Raw genomic sequence first — 17,270 nt, forward strand, 5'->3', positions numbered from 1 at the left:
AATCCAACGCCTTAATGTGCGTTTAGACACGGTAAATGTACGACAGGTTAAAGAAAGGTTTTCCTCGTGTTGAAAGTAGAAATCTACCACTTGTTGTTTAAATGTTTGGTTATATTTAGTCATAAAAAATCTGCACCTTTGTATGTTGTTGGATAATAAGTCCAACTTTTGGGGTGCAGATCACAATTTGACTGTTCGGATCATCATCGCTCACCACTAAGGCAATACCGATAAATGCGAGCAGCCCGAGAAAATAGTCAAATTTTGCAGCTTTTTCTTTAAAAAAGAGATCGCCGACAAACACCATAATCAAGGGTTGCAAACCGAGCATTGTTACTGCACTGGAGGCGGAAGTATATTTTAAGCCGACAAACTGCAATAGAAACACGACCGGGTAGTTGAGAAAAGAGAGCAATGCCAAGCGCTTATAATGGTGAGGGGCAATATAACGATAAAAACGGATAAAGGTCGGCAACACAATTAATGCGGCGATACAAAAACGGAACTGTACTAAGATCACCGGTTCAAAAGAGTTGTAAGCCAGTTTGCCGATTGGCAATGAGCTGCCCCAAATGGCGATTGCGATAAATAAAGCCAACATAATGACAACAATATAAATTTACTAGGAGCAGCATTATAAATCTGAGCTTAAATTTGCTGCAAGCCCGGCAATAAGTTAGGGAATTTTGTTAGACTTATCAGCGGATTTTGTTTAGACTGAACGCCTTGCGAAAATTGTATTTTTGCTGCGATTTTTTGCCTTTTCGCAATGAAGACGGCAAAAGTGTGATAAATTAAGCACCCATCAACAGTTTTTAAATGGAGAAAAATATGTCGTGGAATGATTCAGGGCAAGACCCTTGGTCAAAACCGGGAAGTTCGGATAAAAAAGATGACAAAGGTAATGGTGCATCCGGACAGGATCAAAAACCAAATCAACAACAAAATAGTGATAATCCTCCCGATCTGCTTGAAGAATTATCAAAATTTTTCAATAAACTGAATCAAGGCGGCGGACAAGGAAACAATAATCCACAACGCCCTTCCGGTGCGGCAATCTCTTCTAAAGGTTTCGGTAAATTGGCTATCTTTGTGCTGCTTGTTGCGGTGATCGTTTGGGTGGTTTCCGGATTTTATACCATCAAAGAAGCGGAACGTGGCGTGGTGTTGCGTTTCGGTAAATTGGAAAAAATCGTTCAGCCCGGTTTGAACTGGAAGCCGACTTTTATTGATAGCGTGATTCCGGTGAATGTGGAGCGTATCAGCGAGTTGAAAACGCAAGGTTCAATGTTGACGCAAGATGAAAATATGGTAACGGTTGAGATGACGGTGCAATATCGTATTCAAGATCCGGCACGTTATCTTTTCAATGTGGTTGATCCGCAAGACAGTTTAAGTCAAGCGACAGACAGTGCGTTGCGCTATGTTATCGGTCATATGACGATGGATAATATTCTTACAACCGGTCGTTCTGTAGTGCGTGAGCGGACTTGGAAATCATTGAATGACATTATTAAGCCTTACAATATGGGCTTGGAAGTGATCGATGTTAACTTCCAATCAGCGCGTCCGCCGGAAGAGGTAAAAGATGCATTTGATGATGCGATTAAAGCACAGGAAGATGAGCAACGTTTAATTCGTGAAGCGGAAGCTTATGCCAGAGAGCGTGAGCCGATTGCGCGCGGTAATGCTCAACGTATCGTAGAACAGGCGACTGCCTACAAAGAGCAGGTGGTGTTGGATGCCAAAGGGGAAGCAGAACGTTTTGCGAAATTATTGCCGGAATTTAAGGCAAATCCTGAATTGTTGAAAGATCGTTTGTATTTGGAATCAATGGAAAAAGTGATGGCAAATACGCCAAAAGTTTTACTGGATAATAATGGAAATAACTTAACTGTGTTGCCATTAGAGCAATTATTGAAAAAAGGTAAGACAACAACAGAAACTCCTGTAAGCAATGGTAAAAGTGAGTCAGCTAAAACGCCGTTAGAGATGCCTAAAGCGCCAAGCAATACTCAAGTAAAAGAGCCAACTATTGATGCTGATCGTCAAGGGAGATTTTAATGATGCGTAAGTTTCTAATTCCTGTTTTGGTAGTGATTGCGGTGATTGTTTACGCCAGCATTATTGTAGTACCGGAAGGCACAAGAGGTATTATGTTGCGTTTTGGTAAAGTGCAGCGTGATGCGGACAATAAAGTGGTGGTGTATAGCCCCGGGTTACATTTTAAAATTCCATTTATTGACGGAATTAATATTTTAAATGCCCGTATTCAAACGTTGGACGGTCAGGCGGATCGTTTTGTTACCGTTGAGAAAAAGGATTTGTTGGTTGATTCTTATGTGAAATGGCGTATCGCTGATTTCGGTAAATTCTATACCTCAACCGGTGGTGGTGATTATTTGCGTGCGGACAGTCTGTTAAGACGCAAAGTCAATGACCGTTTACGTTCTGAAATCGGTTCGCGTACTATTAAGGATATTGTTTCCGGAACACGTGGCGAATTGATGTTAGATGCGAAAAAAGCGTTAAATACCGGTGCGGAAAGTACTTCAGAATTGGGGATTGAAGTGGTTGATGTGCGGATTAAACAGATCAATTTGCCGGTCGAAGTTTCTTCATCTATTTATCAACGTATGCGTGCAGAACGCGATGCTGTGGCACGTGAACACCGTTCGCAAGGTCGTGAAAAAGCAGCATTTATTCAGGCAGATGTGGATCGCAAAGTCACCGTGATTTTGGCAAATGCTAACCGTAAAGCGCAGGAATTACGTGGGGAAGGTGATGCGGTTGCAGCGAAAGTTTATGCTGATAGCTTCGGGCAAGCACCTGAATTTTATAACTTTATTCGTAGCTTAAAAGCCTATGAAAAGAGTTTCGCACAGTCTGATAATATGATGATTTTGAAACCGGACAGTGAATTCTTCCAATTTATGCAACGTCCACAAGGACAGAAGTAACCGAAAAGCCTCAATAGAGGCTTTTCTTATGTTGAATTCAGAAAAAGATTGGTTTGGCATTTTATGTATCTGGTAGTAAAGTATTTTCTTGGCTAGGATAGATTTTTTTAAACTGAAATAGAGAACCTAAAGGTAAAATTATGGGAAAAAGTGTAGCAGTCCTCGGTGCTCAATGGGGCGATGAAGGCAAAGGTAAAGTGGTTGATCTTTTAACAGATCGTGTGAAGTATGTTGTTCGTTATCAAGGTGGACACAATGCAGGGCATACTTTAATTATTAATGGCGAAAAAACAGTATTACGCCTTATTCCATCAGGCATTTTGCGTCAAAATGTAACTTGTATGATTGGTAACGGCGTGGTGCTATCGCCTTCTGCATTAATGCAGGAAATGGGGGAATTGGAATCTAAAGGTGTGGATGTTCGTAACCGCTTGTTAATTTCTGAAGCTTGTCCGTTAATTTTACCTTATCACGTAGCGATGGATCACGCACGTGAAGCAGCATTGGGTAAAAAAGCAATTGGTACAACTGGGCGTGGTATTGGACCGGCTTATGAAGATAAAGTTGCTCGCCGTGGTTTACGTGTTGGCGATTTATTCAATATGCAAGTATTTGCGGAAAAATTAAAAAATGTTTTGGATTACTACAATTTCCAATTAGTGCATTACTACAAAGTTGAACCGGTCGATTATGATAAAACGCTTGCGGATATTCAAGCAGTTGCTGATATTATCAAGGCTATGGTGGCAGATGTAACTACTATTTTGCATCAAGCGAGAGCAAGAGGTGACAATATTCTGTTTGAAGGTGCACAAGGTACAATGTTGGATATTGACCACGGTACTTATCCATATGTTACCAGTTCAAATACTACTGCCGGCGGTGTAGCAACTGGTTCAGGTTTCGGGCCGCGTAATCTTGATTATGTATTGGGAATTATCAAAGCCTATTGCACTCGTGTTGGTGGTGGGCCATTTACAACAGAATTGTTTGATGAAGTTGGTATGGAAATTGCACGTAAAGGAAATGAATTTGGAGCAGTAACCGGTCGCCCTCGCCGTTGTGGTTGGTTTGATGCGGTGGCAGTTCGTCGTGCCATTCAATTAAATTCTATTTCCGGTTTTTGTATGACCAAACTTGATGTATTAGATGGATTTAAAGAAATTAAAATTTGTGTTGCATATAAAATGCCAAATGGTGAAATCCTTGAATACGCACCATTAGCTGCGGAAAAATGGGAAGGGGTTGAGCCGGTTTATGAAACTTTACCAGGTTGGTCAGAGAATACTTTCGGTGTTACCGATTTTAATCAACTGCCTGAAAATGCACGTAAATACATCAAACGTATTGAAGAAGTTACCGGTGTGCCGATTGCGATTCTATCAACAGGCCCAGATCGTGTTCAAACAATGATTTTACAAGATCCGTTTGCTGCATAATTTTTTGTTTGGCTGAAAAGTAATCTGACCCTGAAAAGTTGGATGCTCATTTAAGGACTGAATTCTGTATCGAACAGGATTCAGTCCATTTAATTTTAATTGTATTCTGCCCTGTTTGTAATAACGAACATATTCTTTAATAATAAATTCTAGTAATGTATGACAGGTTAAAGAAAGACTTTCGTCTTGTTGAAAGTAGAAATGTACAACTTGTTGTTTAAATTTTTGGTTGTATTTGGTCATAAAAAATCTGCACCTCTGTTGTTGGATAATAGTTCCAACTTTAGGGGTGCAGATCAGCGTTAAGTCTTTTTATTTGGCTTAATACTCTTTATTTTAATTTAGATAGTTTCGCTTCAATCGCTGCTAAACGTTGTTTTAGCATCATATTTTCTTGCTCAAGAGAACGAATGCGTTGTTCATCATTAGATACCTTGATAACAGGCGCTTTTTGGTTTGATGAACCAAAGCGATAAGTGATACCTGCATTCCATATTTTATACTTACTGCCTGAATAAGCTGCCCCAGCATTTAACAACAAGTTCTCGTTGATATGATGAGCCACACCCAACGCAAATCCTTGTTTGTCTTTAAAACGCCCAGTACCTACCATCACTTGAAATTTCTCATTAGGATCATATTGCAATGGTTTTAATGCGGCTAATGCAGCATTCATCGCATCACCTGCACGAGATTCTTCTTCGACACTGTCTATACGGCGATTTATACGGCGATCAGTTTGTGCAAGCTTGAAGGTATTATTTTCAATAAGTTTTCTGTTCATCGCATCACCTGCACGAGATTCTTCTTCGACACTGTCTATACGGCGATTTATACGGTGATCAGTTTGTGCAAGATTGATGGCATTATTTTCAATAAGTTTTCTGTTCTCTTCAGTTGCACCCATAACAGCGTATAACTGGCTACCATTAATTGCATCGGTACTATCTGCGTTAATACGACCAGCTGCGACATTGGTGATAGTACGATAGATGGCATTATCCATATCGGTACGACCATTACCATTCGTATAATGAGCAGGATCATTCCAATGCCCTTCATTGGTAGTATCGGTATAACCAACAACGCCTTTTCCACCAATACTAACGGTTCCTACCACTTGCGATTGATCGCCACCTGCAAACGTATATTCTTTACCATTAATGGTTGTAGAAGCAGTTGCTTTAACATCTTCGGTAATTGAACTGTTTCCTAAAGCAACAGAATTTTTATGATCTGCACGAGCATATGCACCAAGTGCTACTGCACTATCTTCTGTTACCACAGAGTAAGTTCCAACAGCCGTATCCGCTTTGCCAGTTGTATAACTGCGAGTTCCCATTCCCACACTGAGTTTTCCTTCCGCAACCGCACCATTACCAACAACAGTAGCCTGTGAACCACCAGCGATAGCAGCTGCACCGATAGCCGTTGCCCCCACAGCACCTAAGCCAAATTTATTTGGATGATTGTAGTCATCACGCTCTATAATAATACCCGCCTTTGCGTCTTCGCCAATAACAGTATTACGATACCCTACAGCCTCTGCTGAGTTGCCGATAGCAATAGCGCCTGAGCGAACGTTACGTGGATCGCCACCAGGGGAAACATTATATAAAGGTTTACCTGTTTCAGGGTCAATGCGATCAAAGATATCCGCATTAGCATAGTCCTCATTAGTTGCACCTGCTTTTGCTAATGTACCAATGGCAATGCCATTCGCATTGTAGGCATAGGCATTGACACCCATAGCAACGGCATACGTATCAAGGGCATGAGCATAGCCTACTGCGGTTGCAATATAGCCATCTGCTTCAGAAGCATTACCAAGTGCCAAAGCACCTGCACCATTAGCCTTAGAGCCCGCACCTATAGCCTGTCCCCCATTAGGACCAACGGTTCCTTTATCCACTTTATTATTAATTTTTGCTTCTACTGCATCTACCTTATTATTAATTTTTGCTTCTACTGCATCTAATTGACTTTTATTGACTGCATCATTATCAGCTGTACCATTTGCTACATTGATAATCTTACGTTTCAAATTATCACTGCCGACGCTAACTACATTACCATCGCTAGATTTAACATAAGACCAAGCACCTAGTGCTACCGACATGCCACCATTTTCCTCCACGCTAGCCATATAACCTAGTGCTGTACTCTGACTACCATGTGCTGCTGAATTACCACCAAGTGAAACACTCCAGTCTGCATAAGCTCTGGAGTTTGAACCTAAGGCAACGCCCCAGATGCCTTTGGATTTAGCCCTATCACCAATAGCTACGGTACTATCGTTTTCTGCCTTAGCATCATTACCAATGGCAGTCGATTCTGCTCCTGTTGCCTTTGCATCATGACCTAATGCGGTGGTGTTATTATGAGTTGCCTCTGCATTTACCCCTCCAGCAAAGCTGTACAGACCACTAGCTGTAGCATAACCAACAGCTGTAGCAATATAGCCAGTAGCTTTAGCATTTCTTCCCACTGCTAAAGCACCATCACTACTAGCTTGTGAACCTGCACCGATGGCTTGCCCACCATTAGTAACGGTACCACTTAACACTGGATCCGCCGCCATAGCATCAACCCCTACAAACACAAATCCTGCTGTTACGGCAGAGGCTATCAATTTCCGCGCATTATTACTCATTATCTATACCTTACAAATAAATGTTATTGTAAAATTATTTACATTAAACGTCTTACTTTTGTTTTATAAAATAAAGCATTTGGTTACTATAAAGTACTAATAATCCTAAATTAATTTAGTCATTCTACTCCAAATTTAAATTTATTTAAGTTAATTTTGTTGTTTTTATAAAATAAATGGTTCGTTTGTTTGATTTTTATCATAAGTTTTCATCCACTTTTTAGGCTACAAAAAAGTCTTTTACTTTACTACAATAGTTATTATTTTTTTGTTTTTATTATTGTTATGCGCCTTTTTATTGCAGAAAAACCAAGTTTAGCTCGTGCCATCGCTGATGTATTGCCTAAACCCCGCCACCGTAATGATGGTTTTATTCGTTGTGGTGAGAATGATTATGTTACTTGGTGTGTCGGACATTTATTGGAGCTGGCAGAGCCGGATGCTTATAATCCGACATTTAAACAATGGCGTTTAGATCATTTGCCAATCATTCCACAGCAGTGGCAGTTTTTAGCTAAAAAATCAACAGCTAAACAACTTGCCGTTATTAAACAACTATTAAAACAAGCAGATATTATTGTGCATACCGGCGACCCAGATCGGGAGGGGCAGTTATTAGTTGATGAGCTATTTGCTTATTTTAAGTTACCAAAAGAAAAGATTGCTACAATTCAGCGGTGTTTAATCAATGATTTAAATCCGGCGGCAGTGAGCAAAGCGGTAAATAAGTTACAATCAAATCAAGATTTTAAATTCTTAACTATTTCCGCATTGGCACGCACACGCGCAGATTGGCTTTATGGTATCAATATGACGCGTGCTTATACTTTGAGGGGGCAACAGGTTGGTTATCAAGGGGTATTGTCAGTTGGTCGTGTGCAAACGCCAGTATTAGGTTTAATTGTACGCCGTGATTTGGAAATTGAACATTTTGTACCAAAAGATTTTTTTGAAGTTCAAGCAATCATTCATCATTCTGTTGAAACGGTTGCTGATAATCCTCAGTTGAAGGGTTACCCATTTAAAGCACTCTGGAAACCGAGTGAGGCTTGTGAACCTTATCAAGATGAAGAAGGACGAATTTTGTCGAAAGCATTGGCGGAACACGTGGTCAAAAAAGTGAGTGGGAAACCTGCATTAGTAACAGATTTTCAAAATAAAACTGAAAAAGAAACTGCACCTTTGCCTTATTCTCTGTCTGCGTTGCAGATTGATGCTGCTCGAATGTATGGAATGTCCGCTCAACAGGTGTTGGATATTTGTCAACGTTTATATGAAACACATAAAGCTATTACTTATCCTCGTTCGGATTGTCGTTATTTGCCGGAAGAGCATTTTGTGGATCGTGAGAAAATTTTTGTAGCGATTTCTAATAATTGTCAGCAATATCAATCCTTTGTAGAGGGGTTTGATCCTACACAAAAAAATCGCTGTTGGAATGATAAACAAGTTGAAGCTCACCACGCTATTATACCGACAGCTAAACAGGGTTTGCGTTTAAACAGTGAAGAGCAGAAGATTTATCAGTTGGTTGTTCGTCAATATTTAATGCAATTTTATCCGGATGCGGAATACCATAAAACAAAGATTCAGTTATCAATAGATAACGGTACTTTTATTGCACAAACACGAGGATTGGCAAATGCTGGTTGGACAAAACTACAAGGTAAGGAAGATGCTGATCCGCAGTCAAATATAAGTGCATTACCAGTGGTAAAAAAAGGTGATGAACTCTACTGCTCGGGCGCGGAGGTGTTGAGCAAAAAAACACAACCGCCAATGCATTTTACCGATGCAACCCTATTGTCAGCGATGACCGGTATTGCCCGATTTGTGCAAGATAAGGCCCTGAAAAAAGTTTTAAGAGAAACAGATGGTTTAGGCACGGAAGCTACGCGCGCTGGTATTATTGAATTATTGTTCAAGCGTGGTTTTTTAACTAAAAAAGGGCGACAAATTCATAGCACTGAAGCTGGGCGAATTTTAATCGGAGCATTGCCTGATATTGCGACACAACCTGATATGACAGCACATTGGGAGCAGCAGCTGGAGCAAATTTACCGAAAAAAATTGAGTTATCAAGCTTTTATGCAGCAGTTGACGGCACAGCTGCCGCAATTAATTCAGCAGATCGATCTGCAAAAACTGATGTCGTTACGCAATGTGCCACAACAACAGCACAGCAAAAAACGTTTTACTCGCCGCAGTTCAACTGCCAGCCAAAACTAACTCAATATCCATCGTTTTAATTGCTTTTTGGATATTGTCCGGCAACTGATCATCAGTGATCAAACTATCAAAGGCGGTTAATTCACAGATCCAAAAGGTTGCCAATTTACCGTATTTTGAGGAATCGCTAACTAACGTTTTGTGGCGACTTGATGCCAAAATTGCACGTTTAACTGCCAGTTTGCTCTCATCCGGTGTGGTAAGACCTTTTAAACTCCACGAAGAAGTCGATACAAAAGCAAGATCAATCGAAATGTTTCGCAGAAATTGTGCAGCCAATTCACCGACTGCAGAACGATTTAATTTATTGATTTTTCCGCCGGTATGAATTAATTCAGCTTGACTGTGATTGATTAAAAAATCTGCTACCGCGAAATCATTGGTAATAATTAACAGATCTTGCCGATCAGCAATATGGCGGGCAATTTCTAACGTGGTTGTACCGGCATCAAGATAGATAGTGGCATTTTCCGGAATGCGTTTTGCAGCACACAAGCCGATTTGCTCTTTTTGTGCCTGAAACAGCAGCGATTTAGCGGTGTGAGTCGGCTCAAATGCCAGTTTTTCTTGAATCTGCACACCGCCGGAAACAGAAACCACCTCACCTTTTTCTTCCAATTTTTGAATATCACGACGAATCGTCATATGGGAAACACCAAGCATTTCCATCAAGGTATTAATACTGACAATATTCTGTTCACTGACGATATTTAGGATGCGTTTTTGTCGTTCTGCGGGAATCATTTTGTTGTCCTAATTGCTTTTTTTCAAATTATAACGTTGAACATTTGTTTGATCCAATAAGATTTATTTTTAATAAAAACATAGAGATGCGCTTTATTCAACAGTTATGGAAATCCTTTTTAACAAAATAAAACATAGTTATGTGAATATTTGTTAAATAATGTGATCCAGATCGCATTATTTAAGTTTGAAATCGCTTAATATACTGACATCAAAAAATAAACAACTAAGGAGATTAAAAATGACATATTCAGTAGCCGTTGTTGGCTTGGGTGCAATGGGAATGGGCGCAGCTTTATCTTGTGTTAAAGCAGGCTTAGATACTTATGGTGTTGATTTAGATGATAAATTACTTGAAAAACTTAAAAATGCCGGTGCAAAAGGCGTGGCGAAGAATGCCGGTGAGTTTGCCGATAAATTGAATGCAGTTGTGTTATTGGTGGTGAATGCCAAACAGGTTAATCAAGTGTTGTTCGGTGATAACGGCTTAGCGGCACAATTAAAACCAGGTACTGCGGTGATGGTTTCTTCAACCATTTCAGCACAAGATGCAAAAGAAATTTCACAAAAATTAACAAAACTAGGCTTATTAATGTTGGATGCGCCGGTTTCCGGTGGTGCAGCAAAAGCGGCGATTGGTGAAATGACAGTAATGGCTGCCGGTTCCAAAGAGGCATTTGCAGCGTTACAACCGGTGTTGGATGCGACCGCCAGCAAGGTTTACAACATTGGTGAAGAGATCGGTTTAGGTGCAACAGTGAAAATTATTCACCAATTATTAGCCGGTGTGCATATTGCAGCAGGTGCAGAAGCGATGGCATTGGCTGCGAAAGCCGGTATTCCGCTTGAGTTAATGTATGACGTTGTGACTCACGCCGCCGGTAATTCGTGGATGTTTGAAAACCGGATGAAACACGTTGTGGAAGGCGATTACAGCCCGTTATCAATGGTGGATATTTTTGTGAAGGATTTAGGCTTGGTCAATGACACCGCCAAATCTTTGAAATTCCCACTCCATTTGGCAAGCACTGCTTATAGTATGTTTACTGAAGCCAGCAATGCCGGTTACGGCAAACAGGATGATAGTGCGGTGATTAAGATTTTCAGCGGCGTTGAATTACCACAGAAACAGGAGAAGTAAGATGTTAGGAGTCATTGCAGACGATTTTACCGGCGCAAGTGATATTGCCAGTTTTTTGGTGGAGAACGGCTTGCGTACCGTACAAATGAACGGCGTACCGCAGACAGCATTGGAACAGGAAACGGATGCGATTGTGATTAGCTTGAAATCACGTTCCAATCCGGTACAAGAGGCAGTACAACAATCTTTAGAAGCGTTACATTGGCTACAAAATAATGGCGCAACGCAATTCTATTTCAAATATTGCTCCACTTTCGACAGCACAGCACAAGGCAATATCGGACCGGTAACAGACGCTTTATTAGATGCGTTGGGTGAAAAGTTCACCATTATTACACCGGCATTACCGGTTAACGGTCGTACCATTTTTAATGGTTATCTTTTTGTTGGTCAGGTGTTATTGAATGAGTCAGGAATGCAGAACCATCCGATTACGCCGATGACGGATGCAAATTTGATGCGTTTGATGGATCGTCAAGCACAAGGGAAAACTGGGTTAGTGCCTTATGCCGACGTGATCAAGGGAGCAGATAATGTCAAACGTTGTTTCCAACAGTTACAACAGCAAGGTTTCCGTTATGCCGTGGTTGATGCGGTCGATAATTCGCAATTAGCGGTGTTGGCGGAAGCAGTTGCCGATATGAAACTGGTTACCGGCGGTTCCGGTTTGGCGGCGTATTTGGCACAACATCAGGCACAAGGCAAAACACACCAGGCATTTGTGCCACCGAAAGGAAAAACGGTGATTTTATCCGGTTCTTGCTCGGTGATGACCAATAAACAGGTGGCTTATTATCAAACAAAAGCGGCAACGCAATGGCTCGATGTGGAGCAGGCATTAAGCAATGACAATTATGTTGAACAACTTTTTGATTGGGTGGTTGAACATTTGGATGATACACAAGCGCCGCTCGTTTATGCCACTGTTGCTCCGGAAAAATTAAAACAGATCCAACAACAGTTCGGTGCGGAAACCGCCAGTCAGGCGATTGAACAGACCTTTGCCCAATTAGCGGCAAGATTACGCAATTATGGCGTGACCAACTTTATTACTGCCGGCGGCGAAACGTCCAGTATTGTTGTACAAAAATTGGGCTTTAAAGGTTTCAATATCGGCAAACAGATTGCACCGGGCGTGCCTTGGTTGGGCGTGTTGGATGCACCGGTTTATCTTGCATTGAAATCCGGTAATTTCGGTCAGGAAGCCTTTTTTAGCCAAGCTCAGGAGATGATGCAATGACGGAACAAGAACTTAAAACACAATTAGTGCAGCTTTCACGTTCGTTATTTGAACGTGGTTTTAGCGTAGGCGGCGCCGGCAATATCTCAGTGAAGTTGGATGATAACCGCTTTTTAGTCACACCGACCGGCTCCTCTTTAGGGCGCTTAAAAGAGGAAGAACTTTCAGTGATTGATGCTGAAGGCAATGTGTTGAGCGGTAAAAAACCTTCTAAAGAGTATTTCTTCCACTTAGCACTTTATCGCGAAAAACCGGAATGTAATGCGATTGTTCATCTTCATTCCACCTATTTGACTGCGTTGTCGTGCAAGGCGGATTTGGACTATGACAATGCCATCAAAGCCTTTACGCCTTATTATGTGATGCGTGTCGGTCGTTTACCGGTGATTCCTTATTATCGACCGGGCGCAGCGGAAATCGGTCGGGATTTAGCGGCAAAAGCGCAAGAGAGCAAAGCATTTTTACTGGCAAATCACGGTGTGGTGGTTTGTGGCAGTGATTTACGAGATGCCGTGGATAATAGCGAAGAATTGGAAGAAACAGCGAAGTTAATGTTTATTTTACAAGGACAGAATATTCGTTATCTCTCAGATGATGAAATTAATGATTTAAAAAATAGGGGGAAATAGGGAAATTTGAGGTTTAACAAGAAATAGTAATTTATTTTATGAGTAATTCTTTAATTTGAATTTAGGAGAAAAAACTATGTACGACATTTACATATTGGCAGTATTTGTTGTAGCCATTGCAATTATGATTTTGATGATCTCAAAATGGAATGTTCACCCTGCAATAACCTTATTATTAGTAGTCATTGCTCTAGGTTTATCAATAGGATTATCTGGAGAAAAAACTATGTCACTACTAAATAAAGGTTTTGGTGACACTATTGGGAAAGTAGGTTTATTATTTTTCCTTGGTTGTGTATTAGGAAAATTATTAGAGGGTACGGGAGCAGCAATAAAAATTACAAACTTTATGTATAATGTTTTTGGTAAAAAACATGCAATATGGGCAATCGCTGTAGCCTCAGCAATTTTAGGTATTCCTATTTTAGCAGATACAATAGTAATTGTATTGATACCAATTATTTCTAATTTAGCACTGCAAACAGGAGCGTCAATGGCTCAATATGGTACGGTACTATATTTGGGAGCTTATGTTACCGCTTCTGCTGTTCCTCCAACACCAGGTCCATTAGCAGCTGCAGCATTTCTTAATTTAGATTTATCGCAAGCTATTTTGTGGGGGATTTTAATATCTATACCAGGAATTTTTGCAGGGACTCTATATTGCAAATATTTAAATATTCCTGTTGAACCAAAAGAAGAGTTTTTAGCAAAAAGTAATGAGGATAGTAAATTAAGTCTTATTCAATCAATGGCTCCAATTATATTACCTATTCTATTAATTATGTTAAGTTCATTATTTAAAAATGTAGAAATGAATGCAACATTAAAATCTTTTATTTTAGTTTTAGGTAATCCTATAGTGGCGATGCTTATTGCTATTACATATTCATTATCTCTTACAGGTAGAAAATGGAGAACAAAAGAAGTACTTAATGATTGGGTTGAAACTGGACTAAGATTAGCAGCAATGCCAATAATTGTTACTGGACTCGGTGGTAGTTTGGCTTTAATTATTAAAGATACAAAAGTAGCTGAAAGTATAGCTAATAGTATTTCTCATTTAAATATTCCATCTGTATTAATTCCTTTCACTATTGCAGCACTAGTAAATACTATTACTGGTTCAAATACTTTAGGAGTATTGACTGGAGCGGCTATTATTGAACCAATGATGGGAAGTTTAAATCTTTCTCCATTAGCTGCTTATCTAGCTTGTGCAACTGGGGCTCAAATTTTTAAACATTCTAATTCTAGTGGTTTTTGGGTTACTGTAAGTTTATCTAATATGAATTTAGCTCAAGGACTTAAATCTGTAGGAGTAGCAACTGCTATTAGTGGATTTACATCGGGTATTATTGTATTAATTTTAGATATGTTTGAACTTATTTAAAAGGAGAACTTTAATTATGTATTATAATCAATTATTTAATTTTGATGCTATTAATGAAATTAAAATATCTATTTTAGGATCTAATGGCGGTTTTGGATATTCTCTTTTAGCTCAATGTGGAATGATAGATAAATTAAATGTGTCCGTTGTTTGTGATATTGATTTAAATAAAACTATATCAATATTATTATCTTTAGGATATCCTGAAAAATCTCTTAAAGTCTGCCATTCGGTAGATGAAATAGAAGCTGCTATAGAGAGAAAATGTATAGCAATTATAAATAATCCATATTTACTACCATATAGTCCTGTAGATATGTTAATTGAATCAACAGGAAATCCAGAACTTGGAGCCGAAATTGCTAAAAAAGCAATTATTAATAAACAACATGTAGGAATGGTTTCAAAAGAAACAGAATCTGTTGTTGGTCCATATCTAGCAAAATTAGCTAATGACTATGGAGTTACCTATACTACAATTGATGGTGATCAACCTAGTAACTTAATTAATTTATATTCATGGATTTCATGTTTAGGATTGAAAATAATTGCTGCAGGAAAATCTAGTGAATATGATTTTATTTATTACCCTGAGAATAATATTATAAAGTATTTAGATCTATCAGTTAGAGTCGATGATTTTTCAGATATATATGAATTGGGAGATGATGTCTTAAAAACTTTAGATGATAGACGTAATAAATTAATATCACTACCACAATACGCAACTCCAGATTATTGTGAGATGAATGTTGTTGCAAATTCACTAGGGTTAAGTATTGATAAGGAGGAATTACATTATCCTATTATTAGAATTAACGAATTAGCAGATGTTTTTATTCCTAAAAAGGATGGAGGTATTTTAGAAAGTGATAATGTGGTTGAAGTATTTAATTGTTTAAGGAAAAACAATGAGATTAGTTTTGCTGGTGGTGAGTTTGTCATAGTTGAATGCCATAACAGAGAAGTATGGAAAATATTAAAAGAAAAAGGACATATTGTTAGCAGGAATAACAAATATGCCGCTATTATTCTTCCATATCATTTAATGGGGGTTGAGTCTCCAATTTCAATTTTTTCTGCGGTTATACATAATAGAGCTTCAGGAAACCCTCAGCAAAAAAGAAAACTAGTCATGGGGGGAAAAGCTGAAAGAGATTTTTATAAAGATGAGGTATTATCTATGGGAGGACATCATCATGTAATAAAAGATGTGAGACCTCTATTATTTGATATAAAGTCACATGAAGATGTAGCACCATTTTATTTGATGTCAAATAAGAAGTTAACAAATGATGTGAAAAAGGGAGATGTATTTAAACTATCTGATTTTGATTTTTCAACTTCAGAGTTATATAAAATGTATAATATGATTGATTAGTTAAGTATTGAAGATGAAACCTTACCTTATCGATATGAAGGGTAAGGTTTTTTAAGGTTTGCTCATCTTTAAACTTTAACTCATAAAGAAGCTATCTTCTAAATTAAGAAAATTTGTATTGCATTGAAATACAAACTCTAGTTATACTTATAGGAACAGGGTATATCAAGAAGAGAGAGGAAGTTTATGAATAATGCAAGTTTTAGCTTTCGATTATCAGATCATCTCAAGAAAGAAGCTTTTTCTGTGATTGAACAGTATGGTTTTACGCCATCCCAAGTGTTTAATTTATTTTTGACAGAAATTGCTAATACTAAATCTATTCCTTTAGATCTTTCCTATTTAAAACCTAATGCAGTAACGCTAAGGGCAATGGCTGATGTGGAAAAAGGTGATGTAGAGATTATAGAGTCTTCATTTGACATGAATAATGTTATGAAAGAAATCTTAAAAAAATCTAATCAGGAATAAGTAGAATTTTTATATGGAAGTATTATTTAATATTGCCTTAACTAAGGATTTTAAAAGAGATCTAAAAAAATTGGGGGAAAAGAAATTTTTTTCTCCGGAGGTAATTGAGGTATTGTATTTATTACAAAGAGGGAGGAGCTTACCTGCTAAATATAAAGATCATGCTTTAATTGGAGAAATGGTAGGTTATAGAGATTGTCATATTTTTAATGATTTAGTTTTAATTTATAAGATTGAAAATAATCTGCTTTATCTTGTTCGTATTAATACACATTCTGAAATTTTTGGTTAATATATTAAATATTTAGAAGAAATTAATAAAATATGAATAGGTTTAGGGGTTATCCTTTTTAAGGATAACCCCTATTTTATCTTAATTTTTTAAACAATCAGAAAAATCCTTAGCAATCTGCTGTAAAAATGCGCTGTAAGATCCTTTTCCTAAAGCAATTTTTTCACCCATCGGATCTAATTGTCCGATTTTGACATTTGTACTTTGTTGCAAGGTTTGAAGCACTTTCGGGGTAAATTGTGGTTCTGCAAAAAGACACTTAACTTTATGTTCATTAATTTCTTCTTTAATTTTTGCTAATTTTTTAGCTCCCGGAGCAATCAAAGGGTTAATAGTGAAATAACCAGTTTGTTGCAATCCGTAAGCATTTTCAAAATAACGATAAGCATCGTGGAAAACATAAAAACCTTGGTCTTTAAATTCGGCAAGTTGTTGAGTAATTTGCTGATTTGTTGTGGTTAACTGTTGTTTGAATGTTTCGAGGTTAGCGGCAATTTTAGCTTGGTGTTGCGGATAAAGTTGAGTGAGCTGTTGAGCTAATTGTTCTGCAACTTGTTCGCTGATTTTCGGTGAAAACCAGACGTGCCAATCTTGCTCTAATTCGTTGGTTGAGTGATGATGGTCGTGGTCGTGGTCGTGGTCGTGGTCGTGGTCGTGGTCGTGGTCGTGGTCGTGGTCGTGGTCGTGGTCGTGGTCGT

The 17,270-nt window shown here is 38.6% G+C and carries 16 protein-coding genes; 11 read left to right on the forward strand and 5 right to left on the reverse strand.

Annotation, left to right across the window (positions count from 1 at the left end; genetic code table 11):
- Positions 1-115 precede the first annotated feature (115 nt).
- On the reverse strand, positions 116-601 hold the full coding sequence (locus tag A3EO_RS0108100) for a DMT family transporter (RefSeq protein WP_018346747.1): 486 nt from the start codon (positions 599-601) through the stop codon (positions 116-118).
- Between the two features lie 230 nt (positions 602-831).
- On the opposite strand from A3EO_RS0108100, the gene hflK reads away from it, so the two are divergent.
- The 3 genes from hflK (at position 832) to purA (ending at position 4,399) form a co-directional block, all read left to right on the forward strand.
- Complete coding sequence (hflK, locus tag A3EO_RS0108105) at positions 832-2,064, forward strand: FtsH protease activity modulator HflK (RefSeq protein ID WP_018346748.1); 1,233 nt, start codon at positions 832-834, stop codon at positions 2,062-2,064.
- A 2-nt stretch (positions 2,065-2,066) separates the two neighbouring features.
- Complete coding sequence (gene hflC, locus A3EO_RS0108110; protein WP_026211059.1) at positions 2,067-2,960, forward strand: protease modulator HflC; 894 nt, start codon at positions 2,067-2,069, stop codon at positions 2,958-2,960.
- A 140-nt stretch (positions 2,961-3,100) separates the two neighbouring features.
- Entirely contained in the window at positions 3,101-4,399 is a 1,299-nt protein-coding gene (gene purA, locus A3EO_RS0108115; RefSeq protein ID WP_018346750.1) for an adenylosuccinate synthase, read from the forward strand.
- Here the strand turns inward: purA and A3EO_RS13920 are convergent.
- Both A3EO_RS13920 and A3EO_RS0108125 read right to left on the reverse strand, forming a co-directional pair.
- Entirely contained in the window at positions 4,376-4,642 is a 267-nt protein-coding gene (locus A3EO_RS13920; RefSeq protein WP_018346751.1) for an IS3 family transposase, read from the reverse strand. The two genes, purA and A3EO_RS13920, sit on opposite strands and share 24 nt — an antisense overlap.
- 88 nt (positions 4,643-4,730) lie before the next feature.
- The gene (locus A3EO_RS0108125) at positions 4,731-7,052 is read right to left on the reverse strand and encodes a YadA-like family protein (RefSeq protein WP_018346752.1); all 2,322 of its coding nucleotides are present in this window, start codon (positions 7,050-7,052) and stop codon (positions 4,731-4,733) included.
- Positions 7,053-7,337: 285 nt separating this feature from the next.
- Between A3EO_RS0108125 and A3EO_RS0108130 the strand changes: the two genes are divergently transcribed.
- Positions 7,338-9,281, forward strand: a complete 1,944-nt coding sequence (locus A3EO_RS0108130) for a DNA topoisomerase III (RefSeq protein ID WP_018346753.1) — start codon at positions 7,338-7,340, stop codon at positions 9,279-9,281.
- On the opposite strand, the gene A3EO_RS0108135 is transcribed toward A3EO_RS0108130, so the two are convergent.
- Entirely contained in the window at positions 9,261-10,025 is a 765-nt protein-coding gene (locus tag A3EO_RS0108135; protein WP_018346754.1) for a DeoR/GlpR family DNA-binding transcription regulator, read from the reverse strand. The two genes, A3EO_RS0108130 and A3EO_RS0108135, sit on opposite strands and share 21 nt — an antisense overlap.
- Positions 10,026-10,266: 241 nt before the next feature.
- Between A3EO_RS0108135 and ltnD the strand changes: the two genes are divergently transcribed.
- The 7 genes from ltnD (at position 10,267) to A3EO_RS0108170 (ending at position 16,572) form a co-directional block, all read left to right on the forward strand.
- Positions 10,267-11,166, forward strand: a complete 900-nt coding sequence (gene ltnD / locus A3EO_RS0108140) for an L-threonate dehydrogenase (protein WP_018346755.1) — start codon at positions 10,267-10,269, stop codon at positions 11,164-11,166.
- A gap of 1 nt (position 11,167) precedes the next feature.
- Complete coding sequence (otnK, locus tag A3EO_RS0108145) at positions 11,168-12,406, forward strand: 3-oxo-tetronate kinase (RefSeq protein WP_018346756.1); 1,239 nt, start codon at positions 11,168-11,170, stop codon at positions 12,404-12,406.
- A complete protein-coding gene (gene otnC, locus A3EO_RS0108150) occupies positions 12,403-13,035 on the forward strand; it encodes a 3-oxo-tetronate 4-phosphate decarboxylase (RefSeq protein ID WP_018346757.1) in 633 nt (210 codons plus the stop codon). Before otnK ends, otnC begins: the two co-directional genes overlap by 4 nt.
- A gap of 76 nt (positions 13,036-13,111) precedes the next feature.
- Positions 13,112-14,428 (forward strand): GntP family permease, encoded by a 1,317-nt coding sequence (locus A3EO_RS0108155; protein ID WP_018346758.1) that lies wholly within the window; start codon positions 13,112-13,114, stop codon positions 14,426-14,428.
- A 16-nt stretch (positions 14,429-14,444) separates the two neighbouring features.
- Positions 14,445-15,809 carry a hypothetical protein gene (locus A3EO_RS0108160; protein ID WP_018346759.1) on the forward strand — a complete coding sequence of 455 codons (1,365 nt, stop codon included), beginning with the start codon at positions 14,445-14,447 and terminating at the stop codon, positions 15,807-15,809.
- 186 nt (positions 15,810-15,995) lie between these two features.
- Positions 15,996-16,280 carry a type II toxin-antitoxin system RelB/DinJ family antitoxin gene (locus A3EO_RS0108165; protein ID WP_013745443.1) on the forward strand — a complete coding sequence of 95 codons (285 nt, stop codon included), beginning with the start codon at positions 15,996-15,998 and terminating at the stop codon, positions 16,278-16,280.
- A 13-nt stretch (positions 16,281-16,293) separates the two neighbouring features.
- A complete protein-coding gene (locus A3EO_RS0108170; RefSeq protein WP_018346760.1) occupies positions 16,294-16,572 on the forward strand; it encodes a type II toxin-antitoxin system RelE/ParE family toxin in 279 nt (92 codons plus the stop codon).
- 81 nt (positions 16,573-16,653) lie between these two features.
- Here the strand turns inward: A3EO_RS0108170 and znuA are convergent.
- Positions 16,654-17,270, reverse strand: a 617-nt coding sequence (gene znuA, locus A3EO_RS0108175) for a zinc ABC transporter substrate-binding protein ZnuA (RefSeq protein ID WP_018346761.1), incomplete at its 5' end; no start/stop codon positions are given.

This window comes from Gallibacterium anatis DSM 16844 = F 149 (genome assembly GCF_000379785.1).
Lineage (GTDB): Bacteria > Pseudomonadota > Gammaproteobacteria > Enterobacterales > Pasteurellaceae > Gallibacterium > Gallibacterium anatis.

What these genes read in the sequence shown, in the direction of transcription:
- A3EO_RS0108135 (WP_018346754.1), bottom strand. Translation starts at nt 10,025, where the DNA reads ATGATTCCCGCAGAACGACAAAAACGCATCCTAAATATCGTCAGTGAA.
- hflK (WP_018346748.1), top strand. Translation starts at nt 832, where the DNA reads ATGTCGTGGAATGATTCAGGGCAAGACCCTTGGTCAAAACCGGGAAGT.
- A3EO_RS0108100 (WP_018346747.1), bottom strand. Translation starts at nt 601, where the DNA reads ATGTTGGCTTTATTTATCGCAATCGCCATTTGGGGCAGCTCATTGCCA.
- A3EO_RS0108155 (WP_018346758.1), top strand. Translation starts at nt 13,112, where the DNA reads ATGTACGACATTTACATATTGGCAGTATTTGTTGTAGCCATTGCAATT.
- A3EO_RS0108170 (WP_018346760.1), top strand. Translation starts at nt 16,294, where the DNA reads ATGGAAGTATTATTTAATATTGCCTTAACTAAGGATTTTAAAAGAGAT.
- A3EO_RS0108125 (WP_018346752.1), bottom strand. Translation starts at nt 7,052, where the DNA reads ATGAGTAATAATGCGCGGAAATTGATAGCCTCTGCCGTAACAGCAGGA.
- A3EO_RS0108160 (WP_018346759.1), top strand. Translation starts at nt 14,445, where the DNA reads ATGTATTATAATCAATTATTTAATTTTGATGCTATTAATGAAATTAAA.
- A3EO_RS13920 (WP_018346751.1), bottom strand. Translation starts at nt 4,642, where the DNA reads ATGACCAAATACAACCAAAAATTTAAACAACAAGTTGTACATTTCTAC.
- A3EO_RS0108165 (WP_013745443.1), top strand. Translation starts at nt 15,996, where the DNA reads ATGAATAATGCAAGTTTTAGCTTTCGATTATCAGATCATCTCAAGAAA.
- purA (WP_018346750.1), top strand. Translation starts at nt 3,101, where the DNA reads ATGGGAAAAAGTGTAGCAGTCCTCGGTGCTCAATGGGGCGATGAAGGC.
- hflC (WP_026211059.1), top strand. Translation starts at nt 2,067, where the DNA reads ATGCGTAAGTTTCTAATTCCTGTTTTGGTAGTGATTGCGGTGATTGTT.
- ltnD (WP_018346755.1), top strand. Translation starts at nt 10,267, where the DNA reads ATGACATATTCAGTAGCCGTTGTTGGCTTGGGTGCAATGGGAATGGGC.
- otnC (WP_018346757.1), top strand. Translation starts at nt 12,403, where the DNA reads ATGACGGAACAAGAACTTAAAACACAATTAGTGCAGCTTTCACGTTCG.
- A3EO_RS0108130 (WP_018346753.1), top strand. Translation starts at nt 7,338, where the DNA reads ATGCGCCTTTTTATTGCAGAAAAACCAAGTTTAGCTCGTGCCATCGCT.
- otnK (WP_018346756.1), top strand. Translation starts at nt 11,168, where the DNA reads ATGTTAGGAGTCATTGCAGACGATTTTACCGGCGCAAGTGATATTGCC.